Source organism: Acidimicrobiales bacterium (assembly GCA_041394185.1).
In the GTDB taxonomy this organism is placed as follows: domain Bacteria; phylum Actinomycetota; class Acidimicrobiia; order Acidimicrobiales; family Poriferisodalaceae; genus JAAETH01.
This window is the reverse complement of the sequence record JAWKIQ010000002.1, coordinates 645,819-672,033: the sequence shown is the minus strand read 5'-3', so window position 1 is coordinate 672,033 and position 26,215 is coordinate 645,819. Positions and strand designations below refer to the sequence as shown.

General features: G+C 65.1%; 20 protein-coding genes. 13 read left to right on the top strand and 7 right to left on the bottom strand.

Annotated elements, in window-relative coordinates; translation table 11 throughout:
* Positions 1-2: 2 nt before the first annotated feature.
* The 5 genes from groL (at position 3) to argJ (ending at position 7,861) form a co-directional block, all read left to right on the top strand.
* Positions 3-1,640, top strand: a complete 1,638-nt coding sequence (gene groL, locus R2770_10525) for a chaperonin GroEL (GenBank protein ID MEZ5280900.1) — start codon at positions 3-5, stop codon at positions 1,638-1,640.
* A gap of 116 nt (positions 1,641-1,756) precedes the next feature.
* Complete coding sequence (locus R2770_10520; GenBank protein MEZ5280899.1) at positions 1,757-2,428, top strand: CoA pyrophosphatase; 672 nt, start codon at positions 1,757-1,759, stop codon at positions 2,426-2,428.
* Positions 2,429-2,559: 131 nt separating this feature from the next.
* Positions 2,560-5,130 carry a bifunctional diguanylate cyclase/phosphodiesterase gene (locus tag R2770_10515; protein MEZ5280898.1) on the top strand — a complete coding sequence of 857 codons (2,571 nt, stop codon included), beginning with the start codon at positions 2,560-2,562 and terminating at the stop codon, positions 5,128-5,130.
* A gap of 33 nt (positions 5,131-5,163) precedes the next feature.
* Positions 5,164-6,711: a glutamine-hydrolyzing GMP synthase gene (gene guaA / locus R2770_10510; protein MEZ5280897.1), complete on the top strand. Its 1,548-nt coding sequence runs from the start codon at positions 5,164-5,166 to the stop codon at positions 6,709-6,711.
* A gap of 1 nt (position 6,712) precedes the next feature.
* Positions 6,713-7,861: a bifunctional glutamate N-acetyltransferase/amino-acid acetyltransferase ArgJ gene (gene argJ / locus R2770_10505; protein ID MEZ5280896.1), complete on the top strand. Its 1,149-nt coding sequence runs from the start codon at positions 6,713-6,715 to the stop codon at positions 7,859-7,861.
* Here the strand turns inward: argJ and R2770_10500 are convergent.
* Genes R2770_10500 through R2770_10490 form a run of 3 tightly spaced genes read right to left on the bottom strand, consistent with a single transcriptional unit; the run spans position 7,849 to position 10,326 of the window.
* Positions 7,849-8,355 (bottom strand): NUDIX domain-containing protein, encoded by a 507-nt coding sequence (locus R2770_10500; protein ID MEZ5280895.1) that lies wholly within the window; start codon positions 8,353-8,355, stop codon positions 7,849-7,851. The genes argJ and R2770_10500 overlap by 13 nt on opposite strands.
* Positions 8,352-9,287 carry a TIGR03621 family F420-dependent LLM class oxidoreductase gene (locus tag R2770_10495; protein ID MEZ5280894.1) on the bottom strand — a complete coding sequence of 312 codons (936 nt, stop codon included), beginning with the start codon at positions 9,285-9,287 and terminating at the stop codon, positions 8,352-8,354. The genes R2770_10500 and R2770_10495 overlap by 4 nt, the downstream gene beginning before the upstream one ends.
* Before the next feature lie 31 nt (positions 9,288-9,318).
* Complete coding sequence (locus R2770_10490; protein ID MEZ5280893.1) at positions 9,319-10,326, bottom strand: cyclic nucleotide-binding domain-containing protein; 1,008 nt, start codon at positions 10,324-10,326, stop codon at positions 9,319-9,321.
* Between the two features lie 83 nt (positions 10,327-10,409).
* Here R2770_10490 and pcrA point away from each other — a divergent pair, with 83 nt between their 5' ends.
* Positions 10,410-12,692, top strand: a complete 2,283-nt coding sequence (gene pcrA / locus R2770_10485) for a DNA helicase PcrA (protein MEZ5280892.1) — start codon at positions 10,410-10,412, stop codon at positions 12,690-12,692.
* Between the two features lie 13 nt (positions 12,693-12,705).
* Here the strand turns inward: pcrA and R2770_10480 are convergent, their stop codons facing one another.
* The gene (locus R2770_10480) at positions 12,706-13,212 is read right to left on the bottom strand and encodes a hypothetical protein (protein ID MEZ5280891.1); all 507 of its coding nucleotides are present in this window, start codon (positions 13,210-13,212) and stop codon (positions 12,706-12,708) included.
* A 64-nt stretch (positions 13,213-13,276) separates the two neighbouring features.
* Between R2770_10480 and sucC the strand changes: the two genes are divergently transcribed.
* Both sucC and sucD read left to right on the top strand, forming a co-directional pair.
* On the top strand, positions 13,277-14,416 hold the full coding sequence (gene sucC, locus R2770_10475) for an ADP-forming succinate--CoA ligase subunit beta (GenBank protein ID MEZ5280890.1): 1,140 nt from the start codon (positions 13,277-13,279) through the stop codon (positions 14,414-14,416).
* An 11-nt stretch (positions 14,417-14,427) separates the two neighbouring features.
* A complete protein-coding gene (gene sucD / locus R2770_10470) occupies positions 14,428-15,312 on the top strand; it encodes a succinate--CoA ligase subunit alpha (protein ID MEZ5280889.1) in 885 nt (294 codons plus the stop codon).
* 86 nt (positions 15,313-15,398) lie between these two features.
* Here the strand turns inward: sucD and R2770_10465 are convergent, their stop codons facing one another.
* Positions 15,399-15,773 carry a hypothetical protein gene (locus R2770_10465; GenBank protein MEZ5280888.1) on the bottom strand — a complete coding sequence of 125 codons (375 nt, stop codon included), beginning with the start codon at positions 15,771-15,773 and terminating at the stop codon, positions 15,399-15,401.
* A gap of 149 nt (positions 15,774-15,922) precedes the next feature.
* On the opposite strand from R2770_10465, the gene purH reads away from it, so the two are divergent.
* Positions 15,923-17,413, top strand: a complete 1,491-nt coding sequence (gene purH / locus R2770_10460) for a bifunctional phosphoribosylaminoimidazolecarboxamide formyltransferase/IMP cyclohydrolase (GenBank protein ID MEZ5280887.1) — start codon at positions 15,923-15,925, stop codon at positions 17,411-17,413.
* A 36-nt stretch (positions 17,414-17,449) separates the two neighbouring features.
* Here purH and R2770_10455 read toward each other — a convergent pair whose 3' ends face one another.
* Entirely contained in the window at positions 17,450-18,253 is an 804-nt protein-coding gene (locus R2770_10455) for a hypothetical protein (protein ID MEZ5280886.1), read from the bottom strand.
* Between the two features lie 83 nt (positions 18,254-18,336).
* Here R2770_10455 and R2770_10450 point away from each other — a divergent pair, with 83 nt between their 5' ends.
* From R2770_10450 to R2770_10440, 3 genes are all read left to right on the top strand, one after another.
* Positions 18,337-20,103 (top strand): ABC transporter ATP-binding protein, encoded by a 1,767-nt coding sequence (locus tag R2770_10450; protein ID MEZ5280885.1) that lies wholly within the window; start codon positions 18,337-18,339, stop codon positions 20,101-20,103.
* On the top strand, positions 20,100-21,899 hold the full coding sequence (locus R2770_10445; GenBank protein MEZ5280884.1) for an ABC transporter ATP-binding protein: 1,800 nt from the start codon (positions 20,100-20,102) through the stop codon (positions 21,897-21,899). Before R2770_10450 ends, R2770_10445 begins: the two co-directional genes overlap by 4 nt.
* Positions 21,900-21,969: 70 nt before the next feature.
* Entirely contained in the window at positions 21,970-22,959 is a 990-nt protein-coding gene (locus R2770_10440) for a malate dehydrogenase (GenBank protein MEZ5280883.1), read from the top strand.
* 95 nt (positions 22,960-23,054) lie between these two features.
* Here R2770_10440 and R2770_10435 read toward each other — a convergent pair whose 3' ends face one another.
* Positions 23,055-24,026, bottom strand: a complete 972-nt coding sequence (locus tag R2770_10435) for a TIGR03086 family metal-binding protein (protein ID MEZ5280882.1) — start codon at positions 24,024-24,026, stop codon at positions 23,055-23,057.
* 76 nt (positions 24,027-24,102) lie between these two features.
* Here R2770_10435 and R2770_10430 point away from each other — a divergent pair, with 76 nt between their 5' ends.
* On the top strand, positions 24,103-26,205 hold the full coding sequence (locus R2770_10430) for a hypothetical protein (protein MEZ5280881.1): 2,103 nt from the start codon (positions 24,103-24,105) through the stop codon (positions 26,203-26,205).
* Positions 26,206-26,215: the final 10 nt, after the last annotated feature.

The window sequence follows — 26,215 nt, the reverse complement described above, 5'->3', positions numbered from 1 at the left end:
CCATGCCGAAGATTCTCAAGTTCAGCGAAGAAGCACGCCGCGGCCTCGAGGCCGGCGTGAACAAGCTCGCAGACGCAGTCAAGGTCACCATCGGCCCCAAGGGTCGCAACGTGGTGCTCGAGAAGTCGTTTGGCGCTCCGACCATCACCAACGACGGTGTCTCGATTGCTCGCGAGATCGAGCTCGAGGACCCGTTCGAGAACATGGGTGCTCAGCTGGTCAAAGAGGTTGCCACCAAGACCAACGACGTCGCAGGTGACGGCACCACCACGGCCACCGTGCTGGCGCAGTCGCTGGTCCGCGAGGGTCTGCGCAACGTTGCCGCCGGCGCCAACCCGATGTCGCTCAAGCGTGGCATCGAGGCTGCCGTGAAGGCTGCGGTCGACCGCATCGGCGAGATGTCCGAGGATGTCTCCACCGACAAGGGCAAGATCGCCTCGGTCGCCGCCATCTCGGCTGCCGACACCACCGTCGGCGAGATCTTGGCCGAAGCCTTCGACAAGGTCGGCAAGGACGGCGTGATCTCGGTCGAGGAGTCGAACACGTTCGGCACCGAGCTCGAGTTCACCGAGGGCATGCAGTTCGACAAGGGTTTCTTGTCGCCGTACTTCGTCACCGACCCCGACCGCCAGGAAGCCGTGCTCGAGGATCCCTACATCCTCTTCGTCAACGGCAAGGTGTCGTCGGTCCAGGAGATGGTTCCGGTTCTCGAGAAGGTCATGCAGACCGGCAAGGCTCTGCTGATCATCGCCGAGGACGTCGAGGGCGAAGCTCTTGCCACCCTGGTCGTCAACAAGATCCGCGGCACCTTCACCTCGGTCGCTGTCAAGGCTCCCGGCTTCGGCGAGCGCCGCAAGGCGATGCTTGCCGACATGGCCATCCTCACCGGTGGCCAGGTCATCGCCGAAGAGGTGGGTCTGAAGCTCGACAACGCCACCCTCGATCTGCTGGGTCAGGCTCGTAAGGTCATCGTGACCAAGGACGAGACCACCATCGTCGAGGGCGCAGGCAGCAAGGAAGACGTCGACGGTCGCGTCGCTCAGATCAAGCGCGAGATCGAAGAGACCGACTCCGACTGGGACCGCGAGAAGCTCCAGGAGCGCCTCGCCAAGCTGGCCGGCGGCGTCGCCGTCATCCAGGTCGGTGCGGCCACCGAGGTCGAGCTCAAGGAGAAGAAGCACCGCATCGAGGATGCCGTCTCGGCTACTCGTGCCGCCATCGAAGAGGGCATCGTCCCCGGCGGTGGCACCGCACTGCTTCGTGCTCGCGCTGCCATCAAGGACCTGCAGCTCGAGGGCGATGAGAACACCGGCGCCCAGATGGTGTTCCGGGCACTTGACGCTCCGGCTCGCCTCATCGCTCAGAACGCAGGCCACGAAGGTGCCGTCGTCGTTCAGCAGATCGAGATGGGCACGGGCAACATGGGCTTCAACGCCGCCACTGGCGAGTACGAAGACCTGGTCGAGGCCGGCGTCATCGACCCCGCCAAGGTCACTCGTGCCGCCCTGCAGAATGCTGCGTCTATCGCAGCTCTGCTGCTGACCACCGAGACCCTCATCACCGACAAGCCGGTCGACGAGGATCCCGCTGCCGCCGCTGCCGCCATGGGTGGCATGGGGGGCATGCCAGGGATGATGTGACCCCAGGGTCACCCCATCTCTTGACACCACTCGCTTCGAGGGGGTCCGGCTCTGCCGGGCCCTCTCGGGCTTTTTGACCTCCTCGACCATGGCCGTGACCCACTAGCCTCGCTTCGGTGAACAGCTCGGGGCAAAGAGGGGGTCCGCAGAAGATCCCCCGACCACCCGATGCCAGGCCCGGCAGCCCGCCCCCATGGCATGGCTTCACCGTCGTCCCGGATCTCGATGAGATCTGTCGGCGGGTAGCCGATCACCGGCCGGGGGTCAGGTTCACCGGTGCCCCGCCCCCAAAGCGCAATTCGGCGGTGCTGGTGGCGCTGTTCGAAGACGGCGGCGAGCCTCATGTCGTCTTGACCACCCGCAGCGTGAACCTGAGGTCGCACACGGGTGAGGTCAGCTTTCCGGGCGGCAGGCAGGACGACTTCGAACCCCTGGAGGTGACCGCCCTGCGAGAGGCCGAGGAGGAGATTGCGCTGGGCCGCGAACGCGTGACGATCGTGGGTGAACTCGACCGCCTTTCGACGTTCTCGTCGAAGTCGGCGATTCATCCCTTCGTCGGTCGTGTCGATTCCCTGCCGGCGCTCCGGCCCAATCCGGCCGAGGTCGATCGCATCCTGCTGGTTTCTTTGGCTGAGCTTGCGAGCCCGGCCGTATACCGGGAAGAGCGCTGGTCCAGTGGGGTTTATGGTCATGAGCGGGCCATGCACTTCTTCGAACTCGTGGGCGACACCGTGTGGGGCGCAACAGCATCGATGTTGCATCAACTGCTGACGCTGGTACTGGACTGAGACAACACCTCATCGCTGCGGCCAAAACGCCGACTGGAGTGGTGAGGAACCGTGAAAATTCCGTTCGTATCTCGCATTTTTGCGCCGCGGCACGTGGCGAGCGACGAATGTGCGCGCCCAGGAGCGACCCGATGACCGGCGCCAGGTCCGCGTTGGCACGTGTGTCGCCGGTTGCGAAGGTCTCGGCGTTTGCGGTTGCCATGGCGGCTGCGGCTTGTGTGGTCATGGCCACCATGGGCCCTCTGCCAGGCAGGTCGGCATGGGTGGCCGCAATTCCGTTTGTGATCGGGTACGCCCTCACCGAATCGATGGTGTTTCACATCGAGATCCGCAAGCAGGCCCACACCTTCTCGATTCATGAGGTGCTCTTGGTCGTGGGGCTGTTCGCTGTTGAGCCGGCGGCCTTGTTCGTAGCGAGGGTCTTGGGCGGGGCGATCGCGATGTTCCTCATCAGACGCCCGCCTCTGTTCAAGGCATTCTTCAACGTCGCGATGCTGGCGCTCGAAGTCGCGGTCGCCGTGCGGGTCTTTGCTTTCTTCGGCTACGCGGCACAGCCTTCGTTGGGCAGCGGCTTCGCTGCCATCGCGTCGGCCGCAGCCGCCGACGCAGTCAGCGTTTTCGCCGTATTCGGGGCGATCACGATATTCGAGGGTCGACCGCGGCGACGCCAGGCCGTCGACGTGTTCAACGCCCAGATGCTCGTCATGCTGATCGCAGGATCAGTCGGCGTGGTGGGTGCCGGGGCTTTGACGGTGGGTCGCTGGCAGGTGCTCTTCCTCGCCATCATGGGAACGGGCGCGGTGGTGGTCTTCCGTCAGCACGCGCTGACGACCAGCAGGTTCACGGGGCTCCAGACCCTCTACGCGTTCAGCAGGACCATTTCCAACGACGTTGATGTCGACCGGGTCGTTCGCACTGCAATGGTCGACGTGGTCGACATCATCGCGGCTACCTCCGTGGTGATGATCGCCCTGGAGGATGGCTCCTTCGGGCCCGCCGGCGCTTATCGGGTCGACGGTGGCAACCTCGCTCACACGAAGCTGGACCCGGTCGCCCGCAACGAGTTCGCCAAGTTCGACGCCGTCGAACCGGTGTTGATCGCCGCCGAGAGCCTGAGCCCCGAAACCCGATCGACGCTCGGGCTGCAGACCGGCCAGGTTCTCGCAGCCGAGTTGGCACTGGACGGCGAGCGTCTGGTGTTGATCGCCACGAAGGCGGCTGACGCTGTAGGTGTGTTCGACCAGGCCAGCGTCGATCAGGTGGGGGCTCTGGCCCGCCAACTGACTTCGACTCTGCGCAACGGTCTCTACGTTCGTCAGCTGGACGAGGCGGCGCGCCGAGACGAACTGACCGGGCTGGACAACCGAGGTGAGCTTCTCGAAAAGCTCGACGCCCTCGCACCCTCGAGCGACTGTGTGGTCGTGGCTATCGGTCTGGTGTCGTTCGACGTGGTCAACGAAACGCTCGGCCACGCGACGGGAGACTCGATGCTGATCGAGGCCGCCGACCGCATCGTGTCGGCGGTGCAGGGTCGTGCCCTGTCGGTGGCCCGCCTGAACGGGGCCACGTTCGCCGTGGCGCTGCAGGGTCGAATCGATCGGGATCTCGAAGATCTGGTAGCAGCGATCGTGTCGGGTGTATCGGCCCACGATCCCCGGTCGGCGCTGAATCTCGACATGCGATGCCGGGTTGGCATGGCCGAGTCGAGCAACCTCGATCGTGTCGACTCGGCAACTCTGGTGCGTCGATCGGATCTGGCATTGGCCGAGGCCATCCAGAAGCGCAATACCACGTTCACCTACACGCCTGATCTCGACGCGACCCAACAGCGCAGTGTGAGGCTGATCAGTGCCCTGCGCGAGGCCATAGACGAGGAACAGTTCGAGCTGTGGTTCCAGCCCAAGATCGAGCTCGCTACCGGGGATATGACCGGAGCCGAGGCCCTGATCCGGTGGACTCACCCCGAGTTCGGCCCGGTGAGGCCAGACGAGTTCATCGAGCTTGCCGAGACTGCGGGTCTGATCGGCGACATCACCCAGTTGGTGCTGGAGATGGCCGCGGCGGAAGCCAAGCGATGGATCGATGGCGGGACCCCTATCAAGATCGCGGTCAACCTCTCGATCCACGATCTGGTCGACTCGGACCTGCCCTTGAAGATCCAGGACCTGTTGTCCCGTTATGGGCTCGAGACCCTTCATCTTGGCTTCGAGTTGACCGAGACCGCCCTGGCTGCCGACGAGCAGAAGGTGGTGGCGGTTCTCGGATCACTGAAGGAAGCCGGCTTCAGCCTGTTCGTCGACGACTACGGAACTGGCTACTCGTCGCTCAGCTACCTGCGTTCGCTTCCTGTCGACACCCTGAAGATCGACCGGGCGTTCGTGTCGAACCTGGCAACCGACAACGAGGACCGCATGATCGTCAAGAGCACCATCGAGCTTGCGCACTCGCTGGGGCTCGAGGTGGTAGCCGAAGGAGTCGAAGACGCGGCTAGCTACGAGATCTTGCGCGACTTCGGCTGCGAGACGGCTCAGGGCTACTTCATGGCCAAGCCGATGCCCAGCGCTCAGCTGAGCGAGTGGTACAGCGACCTTCCCAAGCTCAAGAAGCTGCTGGGTTACGACACTTCGGACACCCCTGCCGGCAAGGGTGCCGCCGACCAGGGTCAACAGGCGGCGAACGTCGACTCACCGTCGATCATCTAAGATCGTTGGTTTCCACTTGCGCCCGAGGCAGTCATGGAAGCCACCAGTTCTCACCCAACGGTCCTCGTTGTCGATTTCGGCGCTCAGTACGCCCAGTTGATCGCCAGGCGAATCCGCGAAGCGAACGTCTACAGCGAGATCGTTCCGCACAGCACAACCGCCGCCGAGTTCGCACAGCGCAGGCCGGCGGGCATCGTGTTCAGCGGTGGCCCCAAGTCGGTACACGTCGAGGGGGCTCCGGCCATCGATCCGGGCGTGTACGAGCTGGGCATTCCGATACTGGGCATTTGCTACGGCGCCCAGCTGTTGGCCCAGCAGTTGGGCGGCATGGTTGACCGCTCGGGGCGTGGTGAATACGGGCGTACCAGCATGTCGCGCCAGGGCCCGTCCGCTCTGTTCGACGATGACAGCCCCTTCGAACAGCCGGTGTGGATGAGCCACTTCGACGCGATCGTGCAGCCGCCCCCGGGCTTCACGGTCACCGGCACCACCCCCGACGCCCCCGTCGCCGTTCTCGAGAACGACGACCGGCGTATTTACGGGGTGCAGTTCCATCCAGAGGTGATTCACACACCGCACGGTCAGCGGGTCATCGAACGATTCGTCCGCAATGTGTGCGAGCTGCCAGGCGACTGGAACACCGCAGACATCATCGAAGAGTCGGTGGCCGCGATTCGAGCCCAAGTGGGCACCGGGCGCGCGATCTGCGGGCTGTCGGGGGGTGTCGACAGCGCGGTGGCGGCCGCTCTTGTACACAAGGCGATCGGTAGCCAGCTGACCTGCGTGTTCGTCGACACCGGTCTGATGCGTCATGGCGAGGGCGAACAGGTCGTCGATACGTTCCATCGCACACAGGGCATCGAGCTCATTCACGAGCGTGCAGCCGATGAGTTCTTCACCGCCCTGCAGGGCGTCACCGATCCCGAGGACAAGCGCAAGGTAATCGGCGAGAAGTTCATCCGGGTCTTCGAGAGAGCCAGTGGCGGCATCGAAGATGCCAGGTTCTTGGTGCAGGGAACGTTGTACCCCGATGTGATCGAGAGCGGAACCTCTGAGGCTGCCAAGATCAAGAGTCATCACAACGTGGGCGGTCTGCCGGACGACATGGAGTTCGAGCTGGTCGAACCGCTCCGCAGCCTCTTCAAGGACGAGGTCAGGGCTGTGGGATCACAGCTCGGTCTGCCTGACGAGATCGTGTGGCGCCAGCCGTTCCCCGGTCCTGGGCTTGGCGTTCGGATCCTCGGCGAGGTCACCCCCGAGCGGGTGGCGGTTCTGCAACACGCCGACCTGATCGTCCGTGAAGAACTGGCGGCCGCGGGCCTCGAACGTTCGATCTGGCAGGCGTTCGCAGTGCTCGCCGACATCAAATCGGTGGGGGTCATGGGCGACGAACGTACTTACGAGAACCCCATCATCGTCAGGGCGGTCACCAGCGAGGACGCAATGACCGCAGACTGGGCCCGCATACCCCACGAGGTTCTCGCCACCATCTCGAACCGGATCATCAATGAGGTGGACGGTGTCAATCGAGTCGTGTACGACATCACTTCCAAACCTCCCGGCACGATCGAATGGGAATGACATGGACCTTCCTGCGGGATTCAGGGCCCATATCGGAAATATCGGCATCAAGGACGACCGCCCCGACGCTCTGATCGTCGCGGCCCAGGCGCCGGTTCCGACTTCGGGCCTCTACACCAAGAGCCGATTCGCTGGACCAAGCGTGCTGGTGTCTCGCCGGCACGGAGCCGACCTGACCGCTCGGGCCATGGTGGTGGTGGCGCGCAACGCAAACGTGGCAACGGGTTCAGAGGGCCTGGCCAACGCTCGCGAGCTCACCGAGTTGACCGCCCGCCTGGTGGGTTGTTCCAGCGACGACGTCCTGGTGGCATCCACCGGGGTGATCGGCAGGCTGCTTCCGATGGATCGGGTGCGTTCGTGGTTCTCGTCCCAGGACTGGGGCCAGGCCGACGCCGATGCCGACGCCGCAGCCAGGGCGATCATGACCACAGACACCCATCCCAAGTTCGCCCGGGCTCAGGCCGGCGCGGCGTCGGTGGTGGGCATCGCAAAGGGTGTCGGCATGATCGAGCCCGACATGGCGACCATGATCACCATCGTGTTGACCGACGCCCAGGTGGCGTCTGCCGAACTCGACGCCATGTGGAGACGGGTGGTCGAACGAACCTTCAATGCGGTCAGCGTCGACACCGATACCTCCACCAGCGACACCGCCGTGGTCATGGCTTCGGGTGTTGCCGGCGAGGTGGACGCGGCCGACCTCGAAGCCGCTCTATACGACGTCGCCCTAGATTTGACCCGACAGATCGCCGCGGACGGCGAGGGGGCCGAAACCCTCATAGTCGTCACCGTCGACGGTGCCCGCGATGACGCCCAGGCCAAGCGTGTGGCCAAAGCCATCGTCAACTCGCCGTTGGTCAAGACGGCTGTTCACGGGGCTGACCCCAACTGGGGGCGCGTTGCCATGGCTATCGGCAAGTGCTCGGACGAAGTCGACATCGAGCCGGACAATGTGGTCATTCGTTTCGGGACCGACGAGGTCTTTCCTCGGTTGCTTGACGACGCCGCTCTGGCGCAGCTGTCGAGCTACCTGAAGGGTCCTGAGGTGCTGATCCATGCAAGCCTCGGAATCGCCGACGGCCAGTTCACGGTCTATGGCTGCGACCTCACCGACGGCTACGTGCGCATAAACGCCGACTACACGACCTGACCATCACACCACGCCTCCAGCACCTGGAGCTGATGGTGGGGAAAGGCGATCTCGGGCCACGGGATATCGCCCGGCCCGAACCAGCCGGCTTCGCTGTTCTCGTCGGGGTCCAGCCGGATGTCGATGTCGTCTGCTTGTAGTTCGAAGTAGGTGTTCAGGGTGTCGAAGCGCACCGCGCCCAGCGTGTATGTGTCCAGCAGCATCGCTATTTGGCGTCCGGCGCGGGCACGGATGCCGGTTTCCTCGAAGACCTCCCGGACCGCCGCGTCCACGGGCAGTTCGGCGCCGTCGCAGAACCCGCCCGGAATGTCCCAGTACCCCCTGTAGGGGTCGATGGCGCGCTTCAACAGCAGAACCTTGCCCTCGTGAACCAATAGTCCCCCGGCGGTGGGGCGCGCGTTGCGAAAGTGGGGTTCACCACAAGACGGGCACGATCCGGGAACGTCCAGGTCGATGCGCGCGCCGCAAAGTGGGCAGTACGGCAGGTGGTTCATCGCCCGTCGAGCAATTCGATGACCGCGCCCATCTGATCCATCGCATCTGCGCTGACCGTGATGTAGCTGATGGCCCATCGTTCACGCCTGGCCAGGAGGTCTTCGGCAATCTGTTGGGCGGTTCCGACGAGGGCGAAGGGCGACCCCAGGGCCTGGTCTGTCGTGAGGCCGAAAGCTGGAGCGAGCATCTCGGCCATCGACATCCGATCATCGGTGACGGTGGCGAGGTGGATTCGGACCTGGATCTCGATGTCGTTCCATCGGTCACCGGCTCCGGCCTTGACCCACGAGATCTTCTCGTCGGCACGTTCGGGGGTGGCGTCGGGCCCCAACTCGGCTGAAATGACCCCAGGGTTGAGGTTGAAGTTGATCCCCACCATGTCGGCGTGGCGTCCGGCTTCGCGCAGCATCCGCGGCCCGCCACCTCCGATGAATACCGGAGGCCCGCCCGGTGTGCGGGGCCGAGGGCCGCCGGAGAGCCCCGAGATCTGATAGTGCTCGCCTTTGAAATCGACGGGGGCGTCTCCAAAGAGCCGCCGGCAGATCTCGAGCGACTCGAGCATTCTGTCGATTCGCCGGCCCGCAGGTTCGAGTTCGATTCCCGAGCTGGCGTAGTCCGAGGTCATCCAGCCCGCGCCGAGGCCGAACTCGAAGCGGCCCTCGGTCAACAGGTCGAGCGTTGCGGCTTCCTTGGCCAACACGACGGGGTGGCGGTAGTCGTTGCAATAGACGATCGTCCCCAGACGCAGTTTCGTGGTGGCCTCGGCCGCCATGGCCAGCGCAGGGCCTGCGGCCAGTTGATCGTCGAAGTGATCGGCCATGGTCAGCGTCGAGTAGCCCAGGTCTTCGGCCTTTCGGGCGAGATCCTTCCACTCGTCGGCAGATGTTGCCCGGCTCGCTTGAACTCCGAATCGAAATGGCCTTCTCGTCACATTGCGGACCCTACCGAACGCGAGGCCGTTGTCAGGAGAGCGCGACCTCGGCGGCGTGGATGAGGTCGCTGGTGGCCGCGGTGATGGGCCCGATCAGGTCGGGTATCAGCGCTTCGGCGACCGCCAGTGGGTGGATGCTGGTGCTGACCACGCCTGGCTCGAATCGTTTCCAGCTTGCGCCGGCGCGGTTCAACACGGCCCGCATGGCGGCATTTTCGGCCAGGACATAGGCGGTGAACTCGTCGAAACCCGCCGCGGCAGCCGACGCGGCGACAGCACCCACCAACAGGTTGCCCAGGCCTTTGCCGCGCTGGTCCTCGTCGACGGTCACGGCCATCTCGACACCGTTCTGGCACCTGGGGTCGAGGATGTAGCGGCCTTCGCCCCAGGTGACGGCGAGATCGTCGGGGTCGCTCGCCACCCACACGAACTGGTGAACGAAGTCGATGTTCAGCAGCCGCTCTATGACCTTCGGGGTGGGCCTGGCTCTCGAGAAGAAGCGGTTGAGGATGGTCTCGGCCGATGCCGTCGCCAGCTTGTGGATGTAGTCGGGGCGATCGACTGGCAGCATCGGCCGAAGCATCGTCAGGTGCCCCCTGTCGGTCTCAGCCGGAACGGGAACCACCTGGCTGGCCAAGCGTTGAGCAGCTGTCGAGCCGATCATCTCTGCCAACTCGCGGTCTTCCAGCAACTCGGCGAACGTCGCCGCATCGCCCTTCAGGCCCGTCACCTGCCCGACCGCAACGACGTCGTGTCGGTGCTGGGCCCTGGTCAGCAGCCCTATCTCTCCGAGCAGCGCGTATGCATCGACACGTGCAATCTCTGGACCTTCCACGCCCACCGGGTGGTGAACCCCGCTCATGGTCAGGCGCTCGACCACTCGGCAGGTGCCCGTCGTGAGGATGATGAACTCGTCGCCGGACGTGCCGGCGCCCATCAGCACCTGGCCAGGCGAGTAGGCGACCTCGACCATCGCCCTAGAGGCTTCGAGCGTCATCAGGCGAGCGAACCATGCTGGAGGTGAAACCTCTTCACCCACAGGGGCCAACCTAGCCGATGAGTTCGACCGATCCGGCGACCAGCGCCCGTGGTGTCACACAACATCGCTAGTCTCGAACGCGCATGGTTGCTGCGACCCCGATCTTCGACGGCCTCAATCCCGCCCAGTACGACGCAGTGCTTCATCAGCACGGGCCGTTGTTGGTGGTCGCGGGCGCCGGGTCGGGCAAGACCCGTGTTCTCACGCATCGCATCGCCCATCTCATCGATCAGGGTGCTTCGCCGTTCGAGATCCTGGCTATCACCTTCACCAACAAGGCCGCTGACGAGATGCGTCATCGGGTCGGCGGGCTCATAGGTCCCGTAGCCGAGAAGATGTGGGTTTCGACCTTTCACTCCGCCTGTGTGCGCATCTTGCGCCGCGACGCGGTGGTGCTGGGCTATCCGTCGTCGTTCAGCATCTACGACCAGGCCGATGCCGTGCGCCTGACCGGCTATGTGTTGCGCGATCTCGGAATCGACCCCAAGAAGTTCCCGCCTCGCAGCGTCCACGGTCACATCTCGACGGCCAAGAACGAGTTGGTGGGCCCCGACCAGTACCGCGACACGGCGGGCACCATCTTCGAACGCAAGATCGGCGACGCCTACCTCGAATACCAAAGCCGGCTGCGCAAGGCCGGCGCCATGGATTTCGACGACCTGCTCACCGTCACGGTCGAGCTGTTCAAGGCTGCGCCAGATGTGCTGGCCCACTACCAGCAGCGCTTTCAGCACGTCATGGTCGACGAGTACCAAGACACCAACAAGGCCCAGAACGAGATCGTCTTGATGCTGGCCGAGCAGCACCGCAACATCTGTGTTGTCGGCGACAGCGACCAGTCGATCTATAGATTTCGCGGTGCCGACATCCGCAACATCCTCGAGTTCGAACACGCCTTTCCAGACGCCACGGTCATCGTGCTCGACCAGAACTACCGGTCGACCCAGACCATCCTCGACGCAGCCAATGCGGTCATCGCTCGCAACGCCGGGCGCAAGCCCAAGGATCTGTGGACCGACAAGACCGGCGGGGACCGCATCGTTCGGTATCAGGGCGACGACGAGTCCGACGAGGCGGCCTGGGTGGCCGGCGAGATGTCGCGGTTGCACAGTCACGGAGATATCCGCTGGAGCGACATCGCTGTCTTCTTCCGTACCAACGCCCAGAGCCGCATCCTCGAAGAACACCTGGTCAAGATGGGAATCCCCTACAAGGTCGTGGGGGGCACCAGGTTCTATGACCGGCGCGAGGTAAAGGACGCTCTCGCATACCTGAAGGCGGTCGCCAATCCTGCAGACGAGGTTTCGCTCAAGCGCATCATCAACACGCCGAAGCGAGGGGTGGGTGACTCCAGCATCGCCAAGGTCGATGCGTGGGCAACGGCCAACGGCGTTACGTTCGTCGAAGCCCTCCGAGACTGGGAAGCTGCCGGCGTCAGCGGGCGCGCTGCCAAGGGAATCGTCGGCTTCATAGAGATGCTCGACGCCATGACCGGGTTGGTCGACGAGGGTCCGGCAGCCGTCCTGGAGTCGGCCCTGGAACGATCTGGCTACCTCGACGAGCTGCGGGCCGAGCGTTCGATCGAGGCCGAGGGCCGTCTCGAGAACCTCGCGGAGCTGCTGGGTAGCGCTCGCGAACACGACAGCATCGCAGAGTTCCTCGAGCAGGTGTCGCTGGTGGCCGACACCGACGACCTGGACGGAGACGAATCGCAGGTAGTCATCATGACCCTGCACTCGGCCAAGGGTCTCGAGTTCCCGACCGTGTTCATGATGGGGCTCGAGGACGGCGTGTTCCCCCATCTGCGTTCTCTGGGCGAGCCAGACGAGCTCGAAGAAGAGCGGCGCCTGTGCTACGTCGGCATCACCCGCGGCCAAGAGCGGCTGTACCTGACCAACGCCTGGAGCCGCACCATCTTCGGCTCCACCCAATACAACCCGCCCAGCCGGTTCATCGACGAGATCCCGGCCGAACTCCTCGAGGATCGTTCGTCACGACCGGGTCGTGGTGGTGGCAGGCCGTCGCTTCGGTCGCTCGACAGGCTCGACGATTCCGACTTCTCGGCGCCGATCGGATCGGGGCGGGGGCTGTCGTTGTCGTCGCGCCAGGAAGAGCGCCGGGCGCGCCGGCGCCAAGAGGCGCGCGAGCGGGTGGTCGAGCGAGCCATGCAGGCTGGGGCCGAGGCATCGGCATCCGCGTCGGGGCCTCAGCTTCGTCCCGGCGACGATGTCAGGCACGCCAAATACGGCGATGGGGTGGTGCTCGACGTCATAGGCATCGGTGAAAACGCCGAGTTGGTGGTCCGATTTCCCGACGCCGGCGAGAAGCGCCTGCTGTTGGGTTGGGCTCCGATCGAGAAGATCTGAGCCTCGGATCGGCCTAGCCGTCGGCGTTGGGCCGATCTGCGTAGTTGATGTCGATCTGCAGCTTTCCTTCGCTGAGCTCGACCGGGTATTGCTCGAGACCTGATCCGTCCGGTGGGTAGGTCAGCGTCTCATCGCAGGTGTCGACGAACACCGTCACCGCCGGCCGCCACTCGACGAGGCACGAGGTCTGTGGCGATCGGGCCGAGAACGCCAGGAAGCCCCGAAGCGGGTCGTCGCCCAAATGCGTCACATAGATGTCGCGCGTGCCGTCGGTCAGATCGGGGAAGAAGACAGGCCCGCCATCGTCGACCACGGTCAAGATCTCGGCGGCCCTGATGTCTTGGAACCTGTCGTCGCCCAGACTGGTGGTCGAGCGATCGCGTCCGATGGTCACGGCCACCACAGCCAGAGCCAGCATGGTCGCGACCACCACCGCTGCGCCCAAGATGACACCGCGCTGCTCGGAAGTGAAGCGCGCGATCTTTGCGCTGGGGTCGGGTTGATTCGCGCCGGCTTCCACCCGCCTAGTATGGCTGTCCTGGTGGCGCGATCGGCGTGCGCCGGAACCGACCAGGAGTGGCCGAGTGGATCTCTTCGAATACCAAGGCAAACAGTTCTTCGCGACCTTCGACATGCCGGTGTCGCCCGGCGAGGTCGCCTTCACCGTCGACGAGGCAGTTGCTGCCGCCGAGCGGCTGGGCACACCTGTGATGGTGAAGGCCCAGGTCCACACCGGCGGGCGTGGCAAGGCCGGCGGCGTGAAGTTCGCAGCGACCGTCGACGATGTCCGCGAGCACGCGGGCAACATCCTCGGGCTCGACATCAGGGGCCACATCGTCCAGCGGGTCTGGATCGAGAAGGCATCCGACATCGCCGAGGAGTACTACGCCAGCTTCACCCTCGACCGATCGGCCAAGAAACATCTGGGCATGCTGTCGGCCGAGGGTGGCGTCGAGATCGAGGCCGTGGCCGAGGAGAACCCCGACGCCATCGCCAAGATCTGGGTCGACCCCGTAGACGGCCTGACCGAAGACGCGGCGCGCGCATGGGTCGAGGCCGCAAAGCTCAACCCCGAGGCCACCGAAGGTGCGGTCGGCATCTTGATGAAGCTCTACCGGGCCTATGTCGAGGGCGACGCCGACCTGGTCGAGATCAACCCCCTCATCTTCACCCCCGACAAGCGTGTCCACGTCCTCGACGCCAAGGTCACCCTCGACGGCAACTCGGTGTTTCGTCATGGCGACTATGCCCAGTACGACGAGACCCAGCCCCGCGACGAGCGCGAGTCGGCAGCCCACGACAAGGGCCTGCAATACGTGGGTCTGGAGGGTTCCGTGGGCGTCATCGCCAACGGTGCCGGGCTGGCCATGAGCACGGTCGACGTGGTCAACCAGGTCGGCGGAGCGCCGGCCAACTTCCTCGACATCGGTGGCGGCGCCAACGCCGACGTGATGGCCGGAGCGATGGAGGTCATCAACAACGACCCCAACGTCAAGTCGATCTTCATCAACATCTTCGGTGGCATCACACGGGGCGAAGAGGTCGCCAACGGCATCATCGAGGCCATGAATCGGGTCAAGATCGACGCACCCATCGTGATCCGCCTCGATGGCACCAACGCCGACGAGGGCCGCGAGATCCTGCGCCCGCACCTGGGCGATGCCCTGCAGATGGAAGACACGATGCTGGACGCCGCCCGCCGGGCTGTCGAGCTGGCGAACTGAGGAGCCCACAAGTGAGCATTTTCGTCGACGAGAACACCAAGGTCGTCTACCAGGGCCTCACCGGTTCGCAGGGCCGCTACTACGGCCTGCTCAACCGCGAATACGGCACCCAGGTCGTCGCAGGTACCAACCCAAAGAAGGCCGGCACCGATGTCGATGGTATTCCCATCTACGCCTCGGTCGCCGAGGCCGTGGCCGAGACGGGCGCCACCGCCAGCTGCATCTTCATCCCCGCCCCGGGGGTCAAGGATGCGGTGATGGAGGCTGCCGAGGGCGGCATCGAGTTCATCGTGGCCATCACCGAGGGTGTGCCCGCCCACGATGAGGCTTGGTTCTACAACAAGCTGCGCCGCGACTTCCCCAACGTGCGCCTGTTGGGCCCGAACTGCCCCGGCATCATCAGCCCTGGCAAGTGCAACATCGGTATCACCGCCGGACACATCGCCAAGGCCGGTGGCCCGGTCGGCATCGTCAGCCGTTCGGGCACACTCACCTATCAGGCGCTCTATGAGCTCAAGCAAAAAGACATTGGCGTCACCACCTGCGTGGGTATCGGTGGCGACCCGGTGCCTGGCACCTCGTTCATCGACTGCTTGAGGGCATTCGAGGCCGACCCCGAGACCAAGGCCGTCATGATGATCGGCGAGATCGGTGGCTCGGCCGAAGAAGAGGCCGCTGAGTTCATCAAGAACCACATGAGCAAGCCGGTCACCTCCTACATCGCCGGCGTCACCGCTCCTCCCGGAAAGAAGATGGGCCACGCGGGCGCCATCGTCTCGGGTGGCAAGGGCACCGCTCAGGCCAAGATGGACGCCCTGGCCGACGCCGGTGTGAAGGTCGGTCTCAACCCCACCGAGGCCGGCGATCTGATGGCCGAGGTCGTAGCGGGTCTCTGACCCGACCGGACCGATTGAAGAACTGAAGATGCCCGGGTCGCGCGACCCGGGCATCTTTCGCGTTCTGGTTCGAACCCGCCGTTTGGCTAGTTCCCCTTTTCCTTCAGTACCCCACCGACGATTATCGCGGCCGATGACAGCCAGGCCAGCGTGAGGCCGAATTCGACAGACTGTCCGCCCAGCTGCATGCCGAAGGTGGGCAAGAACACCGCCAGTGCCAGCATCGTCATCAGCTGATCGATCGTGTAGCCCAGGATCTTGTCGGGCAGTTGAACGTTTCCGAAGTTGCGGGCCGCGGTAACGCCGGCGACCGCGATACCGATCAGCAAGACGAAGATGCCAAAAAGGCCCCAGAAATCGGTGTCGAGGGCGTTCGAGATGCCTCTCCAGTCGATGAATGTGGAGATCGCAAGCAGTGCTCCGCCTGCGAGCATCGTGATGGCACTTGGCTTCAGATTCATATTCGCCCCCTGGGGTGTCGGGTCTGACACCGCGAACGCTAGCTCAAACACGCAGCGTGGTTCTCCTTCATCTGATCTTGGGCTCTCAGCTGAGCCTTCGCTGCCCGTGCTGGCGCTATGGTCGGATCGCACAGCCGAGAGGAACGACCATGCGTGCATTGCTTTCCGTCTACGACAAGACCGGCATCGTCGACCTGGCCAAGGGCCTGGCAGAACTGGGCTGCGAACTGGTCAGCTCGGGCGGAACGGCGCGAGTTCTGGGCGAGGCCGGCCTGGATGTGCTGTCGGTCGAGGAGGTCACCGGCTCGCCCGAGATGCTCGACGGTCGGGTCAAGACCCTGCACCCCCGTATACACGGCGGCATTTTGGCCGATCGTTCCAAGCCGGCTCACATGCAACGACTGGCCGAGCTCGACATCTCGGCGATCGATCTAGTGGTCTGCAACCTGTATCCGTTCCGGTCGGAGCCATCGGTCGAGCAGATCGACATCGGCGGACCATCGATGGTGCGGGCGGCAGCGAAGAACCACGATGCCGTGGCCGTCGTGGTCAACCCATCCGACTATCAGGTGGTCCTGGACGAGCTGCGCCAGTCGGGAACAGTGGGATTCGAAACCCGCAAGCGGCTGGCCCGCGACGCCTTCGCCCACACCGCCGCCTACGACGCCGCCATCGTACGTTGGTTCGACGAAGGCGACCCTCTCCCTCCAACGCTGCACTTCGCCCTCGAGCGGGCCCAGGACCTGCGTTATGGCGAGAACCCTCATCAGCAGGGGGCGCGCTATCGAGACTTCGAGCTGTCGTCGTGGTGGGACTCGTCGGTGCAGCACGGTGGCAAGGCTCTGAGCTATCTCAACCTTTTCGACACCGAAGCCGCGTGGCGTCTGGCGCATGCGCTGGGCGACGAGCCTGCGGTGGCGATAATCAAGCACGCCAATCCGTGCGGGGCGGCCGTCGCCGACGACATCGCCACCGCATACAAGCGGGCCCACCAGTGCGACCCAACCTCGGCCTTCGGCGGCATCGTCGCCGCCAACCGCATCGTCACCCAGGAGATGGCCGAGGCGCTTGCGCCGGTGTTCACCGAGGTGGTCATCGCCCCCGGCTATGAGCCCGAGGCCCTCGACACCTTGCTGGCAAAAAAGAACATGCGCGTCATTGAAGGCCCACCGCCCAGTGACCTGCCGTGGCACATCCGCTCGATCGACGGTGGTTTCCTGGTGCAGGACGAGGACCGTCTGGTCGCCCCCCGGTCCGAATGGCGGGTCGTCACCGATGCCCAGCCCACCGACCAGCAGTGGGCCGACATCGAGATGGCGTGGCGGGTCGCGGCCAAGGTTTCGTCGAACTGCATAGTGCTGGTCAAAGATCAGCAGGCTGTGGGAATCGGAGCGGGCCAGCAGAGCCGCATCGACGCGGCAGGTATCGCCGCAACCAAGGCCGACGGCAGAGCCAAAGGCGGAGCTGCTGCCAGCGATGCGTTCTTTCCATTCCGAGACGGCCTCGACGCGGTCGCGGCTGCGGGCGTGGCCTGTGTTATCCAGCCCGGGGGCTCGGTGCGCGACCAAGAGGTCATCGACGCCGCTAACGAACAGGGTCTGGTGATGGTGTTCACCGCGGAGCGCCATTTCCGCCACTGACCTACTGGCACTGGCCAGACGGGCGGGCGCGATCGGTCAGCTGCGGTTGCGGATGCGCCGCACCAGGCCGCGGGTGATGGAACTGGGCGCCTCACCTCTGGCGACGCGGTCCAGCAGTTCTGCGAGTTGTTCGGCGAGCTGGCGGTCTTCGCGGCGGCCCGAACCAACGACGATCACGCCGCCGATGGTGACGACTCCGAAGGCCACTGCGGCCGGCGGGTTCAGCACGAAACCGGCGGCCGTGAGGGCAGTGCCGGTGGCTCCACCGCCGGCGACCAGGCCGCCCGCGGCAACCTGAGCCGTGCGCTTCACCGAGCGGTCCACGACCACGCGCACCATCGACATGGCCTCGCCGGTGCCGCTGGTGTAACCCTGAACCAACGCTTCGACGCGGCGGGCGTTGCCGAGGCCACCGTCGCCGGTCAGGCGCCTGGCGCGTAGTTGCATCGACGCAACCGGGTCTCGTCTCCTGACCCACATGGGCGAACCCGGCGCACCTGAGGCGCGGCGCAGGTGGTGGCCGGTGACCAGCCATGCATCCAGAGCGGTCAAGCAATCGCCGGGTGAAGCTGCGATGCGGCGCTCGAGGTACACCTGCGCGCGACCTGCAATCGGGTCGAGCACCCGAGACACCGGCTCGTCGCCCAGCCTTTCGAGGGCGAGTGCCTCCGAAACGGCATGGGCGGGGATTCCGGCCTCGGCCGCGGCCGAGATGACGAGCTCATCGTCGGGGTCGGGTGTCGTGTCGACGCTGCCGGGGTCTGACAACTTCGAAGCGCGTTCGATTATTCGTTCGAGCCGTTTCTCGTTGCCGGTCGGTGGTGTCGGTCCGCCTGCCACGGCAACGATCTTAGGAGTCGAATTTCATACGACCGGCTCAGCCCGACACCGGTACGCTTCGCAGGCGCCGCACGAGGAGGGGTATGGACTCGAACGGGCGCGAGCGCTCGGCCCACAAACCACCGATCTTCATTCCTGGAATGCGCATGCTGTTTGGCTACGTGCGCAACCACCCAGGTCCGTTTTCGCTTTCGGTGCTCGGCGCTTCGATCTTCTCGATTTTCTCCGTCGGCAGCACCGTGGTGATCGGCCGGGTGACCGACGACGTGGTTGTTCCGGGCATCGAACAGGGCGTACCCAGGTCGACCCTTGTGGCGGGCGTCGTGGCCATCGTGGCCGTGGCCCTGGTGCGTGCAGCCGGTGTGGTCATGCGGCGCTACTTCGGTGCCATGACAACCGATAGGCAGCAGGCGACTTGGCGCTCTCAGCTGAGCGATCGATTCGTCACCGTGCCCATGTCGTTCTTTCGCGATTACCCCACCGGCGAGCTGTTGGCCAACGCCGATGCCGATGTCGAGACCTCGACGATGGCGATGCAGCCCCTGCCGATGTCCATCGGCGTTGGTGTGTTGTTCGTGGCTGCCTTCCTCAGCCTGCTGGCGGCCGACCCCTACCTACTCTTGACCGTGTCGGGCTTGTTCCCGGTCCTGATCGTGGCCAACCGGATTTTCAGCCACAAGGTGATCGGTCCGGCCGAGTCTGTGCAGGCGTCGCTGGGAGAGGTCGGCTCGATCGTGCACGAGAGCGTCGACGGGGCCCTGGTGGTGAAGACCCTGGGCCGCGAGGATGCCGAGGTGGCCCGTCTCGAGGCCGCTGCCGACCGGTTGCGCCACAGCCGTATTCACATGGGTCGCCTTCGGGCCACTTTCGAACCCGTGATCGAAGCCCTCCCGACCCTCGGCGTGGTCGCCGTGCTGGCGGTCGGAGCCTGGCGCGTGTCGGTTGGCGCCTCCACCGCAGGTGATGTCGTTCAGTCGATGTTGCTGCTGCAGATGTTGGTGTTCCCGATGCGAGTTCTGGGGTTCCTGCTCGAGGAGTTGCCCAGATCCCTGGTTGCGGCCCAGCGCATCGAGCGGGTCCTCGAGGCCACGGCCGACAGCGACGGTGCTCAAGCACCCGAGATCCACTCGGCGGCGGGTATCGAAGTCGACGACGTGCATTTCAGCCACACCGGGGAGGCCGTGCTTGACGGCGTCAGCTTCCGGGTCGATCCCGGCGAGATCGTTGCCATCGTCGGTGCAACCGGCTCGGGCAAGAGCACCCTGGCACATCTGTTGTTCAGGCTCATCAGGCCCGACTCTGGACACATCCGCATCGGCGGTGTGCCGCTGGAAACCATGAGCGCCCGCGAGTTCAGCGAGTTCGCGTCGTTGGTGTTCCAGGAGACCTACCTGTTCGCCGACACCGTCGAGGCCAACATCGACCCCGACGGTCGCCACGGCCGAGAGGCGGTAGAACGCGCGGCGCGCCTGGCCAACGCCCACGAGTTCATCCTCGCAATGCCCCACGGCTACGGCACGGTGGTCGGCGAGCGGGGCGTGACATTGTCGGGCGGGCAACGACAGCGTGTGGCACTGGCACGCGCCCTGGTGCGCCAACCACGGGTCTTGTTCCTGGACGATGCCACCTCGGCCGTGGACCCGACGGTGGAACGCGAGATCCTCGACGCCCTGGCCGATCATCTCGATGCTTCGACACTCGTCGTCGCCCACCGCCTGTCGACCATCAAGCTCGCCGATCGTGTCGTGTTTCTGGAAGCCGGGAAGGTCAGGGCTACCGGCACCCACGACGAGCTGATGTCTATTCCGAGCTACGAGGCCCTGGTGACCGCCTACGAGGATGAACGATGATCGCCCAGGTGCCGCCCGAAGAAGGCCCGCTGCCTCTGCAAGACGTCGGTGCAGTCGAGCTGCTGCGTCGAGGTGTGGCGGTCACTCCCGAGCTCCTGCGCGGCGTTCGGCTCACCGTGGCGATGGCGTTGGTGGGTGCGGCCGGGCGCCTTGCGGTGCCGATACTGATCCAGCAGGTTGTCGACCGGGGTTTGGTTGACGGCTCCGAATACGACGCCGGATTCGTCTGGCGAGCATGCGCCACGGCGGCTGTGCTGATCCTGGGCGTGGCCATTCTTCAGCGGGCCACCTTCATCAGGCTGGCCATCGCGACCGAGAACGCGTTGTACGCAATTCGCACCAGGGCATTCGCGAAGATCCACAAGCTGTCGATCGCAGACCACAACGACACCCAGCGAGGGGTCTTGGTCGCTCGTGTCACCAGCGACATCGAGACGCTGGCAAGGTTCGCCCAGTGGGCCGGAATGTCGTGGATCATCAACTCGACCCTGCTGATGGGAATCCTGGTGGTCATGCTGGTGTATTCCTGGCAGCTGACCTTGGCCGTTCTGGTGGTGTTCATTCCCCTGCTGCCGGCTCTGCGTGCGATGCAAAAGCGCCAGTTGGCCGCCTACGACGACTTCCGCACAGCGGTGGGGGAGACCCTGTCGGAGATGAGCGAATCGGTGGGCGGCGCCGCGGTGATCCGGGCCTACGGCCTCGGCGACCGTGCCCGCAGCAGGCTCGAGCGGGTCATCGACAACCAGTATCGGGCTCGCATGAGGGCGGTGAAGTTCTTCGCGATCATGTTCCCGATGGGCGACGTGTTCGCATCGTTTGCCCTGTCTGCGGTGGTGATCGTCGGGGTCGAGTGGGGCGCGGGCTGGGATCTGGAGGTGGGCACGATGCTGGCCTTCTTGTTCCTGGTCAACCTGCTCTTGAGCCCGATCGGGGAACTCACCGAGATCCTCGACATGACCCAGACAGCCGTGGCCGGATTCCGCAAGGTCCTCGGCCTGCTCGACCAGGAGATCGACATCGTCGAGCCCGAGAACGGGCTGGAGATTCCCGACGGCCCGCTCGACATCAACGCCAGCGGTATCCGATTTGCCTACCGCGACGGTGTCGAGGTTCTGCACGGAATCGATGTGGTGATCCCGGCAGGCACCAACGTGGCCGTGGTAGGCGAGACCGGGTCGGGCAAGACCACCTTCGCAAAGCTGCTGTGCCGGCTGGCCGACCCCACAGCGGGTTCGCTGAAGATCGGTGGGGTAGAGCTGAGCCAGGCCGATCCGCACTCTCGTCGGCGCCACATTCGGATGGTGCCCCAGGACGGGTTCTTGTTCGACACCACGATCCGAGAGAACGTGCGCTTCGGCAAACCCGATGCCACCGATGAGGCGATCGAGAGGGCAGCAGAGGCGCTGGGCCTCGACCGCTGGCTCGCTTCGATGGCGGCCGGCGTCGACACCCAGGTGGGCGAGAGGGGCGAGAACCTCTCGGTCGGAGAACGTCAGCTAGTCGCCCTGATCCGTGCCGAGCTGGCCGACCCTGGTTTGCTGATTCTCGACGAGGCAACCAGCGCCGTCGATCCCGAAACCGAGCGGGCCCTCGCAGGGGCGCTGAAGACCCTGGCACAGGGTCGCACCACGGTGTCAATCGCCCACCGCCTGTCGACCGCCGAGGCCGCCGACCTCGTCTTGGTGTTCGATGCCGGCCATCTGGTCGAGGCTGGAAGCCACGAGCAACTGGTCGACGGCGAAGGAATCTACGCCGAGCTGTTCTCGAGCTGGCAGGGCAACACACAGCGGACTTGATCCTCTGTTCGGCCACGTTGCGGTCACGGCTACTCTTGAACCGTTCCCCCTCAACACGTGGAGATCTTCGATGAGCGATCCAGTTCGCGTAGCAGTCACCGGGGCCGCCGGCCAGATCGGCTACAGCCTTCTCTTCCGCATCGCGTCGGGCGCCATGCTCGGCCCCGACCAGCCGGTCATCCTCCAGATGCTCGAGATCACGCCGGCGCTGGGCGCCCTGGATGGTGTGGGTATGGAGCTCGATGACTGTGCGTTCCCGCTGCTGGCCGGAATGGTCAAGACAGACGACGCCAACCAGGCGTTCGAAGGCGCCGACTATGCCCTGCTGGTCGGTTCGATGCCCCGCAAGGCGGGTATGGAGCGTTCCGATCTGCTGTCGGCCAACGGTGGCATCTTCACCGGTCAGGGCAAGGCGCTGTCCGACAGCGCCAACCCAGACTGCAAGATCTTGGTGGTCGGCAACCCGGCAAACACCAACTGCCTGATCGCGATGCACAACGCGCCGAACATCCCCAACGCCAATTTCACGGCGATGACCCGTCTCGACCACAATCGTGCCAAGGCCCAGCTGTCGCAAAAGCTCGGGGTCAGCATCAACGACGTCACGAACATGACGATCTGGGGCAACCACTCGGCCACGCAGTACCCAGATCTGTTCAACGCCAAGGTCAACGGTGCCAACGCCGCCGAGCAGGTCAACGATCAGGATTGGATCGACGGCACGTTCATCCCCACGGTCCAGAAGCGTGGTGCCGCCATCATCGAGGCTCGCGGTCTGTCGTCGGCGGCTTCGGCCGCTTCGGCAGCCATCGATCACATGCGCGACTGGGCGGCTGGTACGCCCTCTGGCGATTGGGTGTCGATGGCCATTCCGTCCGACGGCAGCTATGGCGCCCCTGAGGGCATCATCACCAGCTATGCGTGCACCACCTCGGGTGGTACGTACCAGGTAGTGCAGGGCCTCGACGTCAACGACTACTCGCAGTCGAAGATGGAAGCCACCTGGGCCGAGCTGGTCGAAGAGCGCGACGCCGTTGCCGAGATGGGCCTGTTGGGCTGATTTCGTCCGGGTAACCGAACCCGACCTCGATTTCCCGACAGTGGGGCCGCTTTCGGCGGCCCCACTGTCTATTTTGGCGAACCCGCTAGGAGGGTTCAGCCGGTGAGCTTGGCGAGCATGTGGTCCATGACCTTGACGTGTTGGTGCTGGGGGCTGAACAGGACGACTTCGGTGTCCTCGATCACCCGCACGGAGTGGCCGGGAGGCCAATGGAACATGTCGCCACCTGCGAATGTGAACTCTCGGCCGCCGACGAACGTCACGACCACCTCACCCTCGAGCATGTAGCCCCAATGCGGGGCATCACACATGTCGTGTTCCAGTCCCTGCAGCAGAGGGGCGATGTCGGTTCCCGCCGCCAGAGAGAAGTACTCGCCGGCCATCTTGCCCAGCCCGGTTGCGTCACCAAAGTCGGGCATCTGCCTGGCCTTGGCTCCTGGCACATCCATCTTCGTAGGTACGTCGTTCTTGTCGACTCGGATCGGAGTCGACGGTGTGCGCCAGCGCTCCTCGATCGACCGCCCGCTGAACGCGGCCAGCGCTTCGAGTGCCGACGCGTCTTCCGGAGCCGGTGCCGGAGCCGAGAACAGGCCTGCTTGGCGGAGCTCGTCGGTGAGGGCAACGCGGGCGAACGCATCAACCGCCGCGACGGCGTCTGGGTCGACGGCGTACACCTGGCCCGTGGCGACGGCCAGATCCCATCCGTGAAGCAACCCGTCGAAGGCCACCACCCGCGCAAACGTCGCTCCGTCCATCCGGCCGATCGGGGTGTCGAGCATTCTGTCTAGAGCCCCTTCGGATCGCACCGCGGCGAGCAGGTCGTCCATCGCGGACCGGAAGTCTTTGGCTGGAACCCATCCGTACACCACCGGCGCATCCGCTTGGGGTGCCTCCTCGCCCCGGAACAGCGACGAGAAAGATGTCCCCAGCACGATCATGTGGTCGAGTACGCCGTGGACGCTGAACTGGTCGCACGGGGTGGGCTCGGTCAGCTGTGCGGGTGTGATTCGGTCGACCAGGTTGCAGACGATCGGCAGTATGACCTCGAGCTGTTCGGTTGGTTCCATGGTTGCTCCTCCAGTTGAACTCGCGCGCACCCAAATGGGTGTGACACCTCGAAGGCGTGACATTGTCTGTGACGTTGTGACAAACGAGGCAGTTCTGAGCCGCGCCACCTTGTTGGTGGCCGAGGGTGATTGGACGGCCGCGTTCGATCTGCTGCGCGGCTCCGACATCGACGGTGCGAACACCGCCACCGGCGGCAATCATGCCGATTTGCTCGAGTTGCTCGCCCAGGCCGCCTATGGCGCCGGCGAGTTCGAAGCCTCCGTCGAGGCCTGGGAACGGCTGTATTCATACGAGCTGGGTCGCAACGACCTGCACGCGGCAGCTCGCGCCGCGGCCATGGTGGCGATGTACCTGATGATGGACACGGGCCTCATGGCGCCAGTTCGGGGCTGGCTGGCTACCGCAGAGCGCCTGCTCGAGGGCCAGCACGACACGCCCGCGCATGCAATCGTCGCGATGACCCGGACCTACGAGAGGTTCATGTGCGGCGACATGGATTCGGCTCGTCGGCTCTCCGAGCGAGCGATCGAGCTAGGGACGGCCACTGGTGTCACCCCGGCCGTCGTCATCGGCACGACGGCGCGAGCGCGCATATGTATCTTCGACGGCGACCTCGAAGGCGGACTGAGCCAGCTCGACGAGGTCGGGGCGCTGTTGATGGCCGGCAACGCCGACCCGTTGACCACCGGGATGATGTATTGCGAACTCATCTGTGCGGCCCAGGGGCTCGGACTGCACGACGTGGCCGGCGAGTGGACCGACGTGATGGAGCGCTGGCGTCACGGGGCAGCCTTCGGCGGCATCAACGGTCGCTGTCGGGTGCACCGGGCCGAACTCCTGCGGGTGTCTGGACCTTGCGATGAGGCCGAAGCCGAGGCGATTGGTGCGTGCGACGAGCTTCGCCCGTGGATGCGCCGCGAGTTTGGGTGGCCGCTGGCCGAGTTGGGCACCATCCGTCTGCGACGGGGCGATCTGGCAGGCTCCGAGGATGCCTTCCTCGAAGCCCACGAGCACGCCTGGTCGCCCCAGCCGGGCCTGGCGTTGTTGAGGCTGGCCCAAGGCGAAGTCGGTGCTGCCTCGACGATGATCGCCGAAGCCATCGACGTCCCCTTCGACATCCCATCGAAGGAGCGTCCCCCCAACGGCGAGCTTCGGCTGGCCCCATTGCTCGATGCACAGGCCGAGATAGCGTTCGCCGCCGACGACGCCGAAACGGTCCGGGTCGCGGCCCAGCGCCTAGCCGAAATAGCCGCCAGCTTCCCCAGCCGCGGGCTCAAGACAGCAGCGATGCTGGCGGCTGCACGGGCTGATCTGCTCGAGGGCCACCCTGCCCATGCGGTCGATCGAGCGTCGGAGGCCGCGGCGGCCTGGACCGAGATGGGCGCTCCGTACGAGGCCGCGGCAGCACGGGTGGTGCTTGGCCTGGCCTACCGGTCGTTGGGCCGCCCCGATGCCGCCGCCATGGAGTTTGGCGCCGCTGCGTCGTTGTACGGCCGGTACGGCGCGCTCGGCAGGGTCGAGGAAGTTGCGGCCTTGGCGGAAACCTCGGGCCTTGTCACCGCGACCGCTGCGCCACCGCCCCCAGCCCAAAGGACCGCCGTGTTCGCAGCGAGCGCGGGGATGCGCGAGGTCGGCTTCGACGGGTTCACCACCACGATGCGCGACCTGAAGGGGTTTCGTTTCATCGCCCGCCTGATCGCCGACCCCGGCCGCGAGATCCATGTCCTCGATCTGGTGGCCAGCGACGAAGGGGTCTTGCGCCCGGGCCGAGATCACCGCGACGGCGACTCTGGCTCGCTCCAATACGGACAGGCTGGGTTGCCGGTCCTCGACGACTCGGCGCGCGACGCCTATCGACGCAGGCTCGCCGAGATCGACGACGATATCGACCGTGCTCGGCGAATGAACGACCCGGCGCGGGCCGAGCTTGCCGAGGCCGACCGCGACTATCTGATCGCCGAGCTGCGACGGGCCGTCGGCCTGGGCGGTCGGAGCCGTACCGTCGGCGGTTCGTCCGAGCGGGCACGAACCAGCGTGACCCGGTCGATTCGGTACGCCATCGATCAGCTCGCCCCGGCGCAGCCAGAGCTCGCCTCGCGCCTGACGCAGTGTGTACGCACGGGCACCTACTGCTCGTTTCAGCCAGACGCTGTGGCTCCGATTCGGTGGCGCCAGTAGCGCCCCGCCG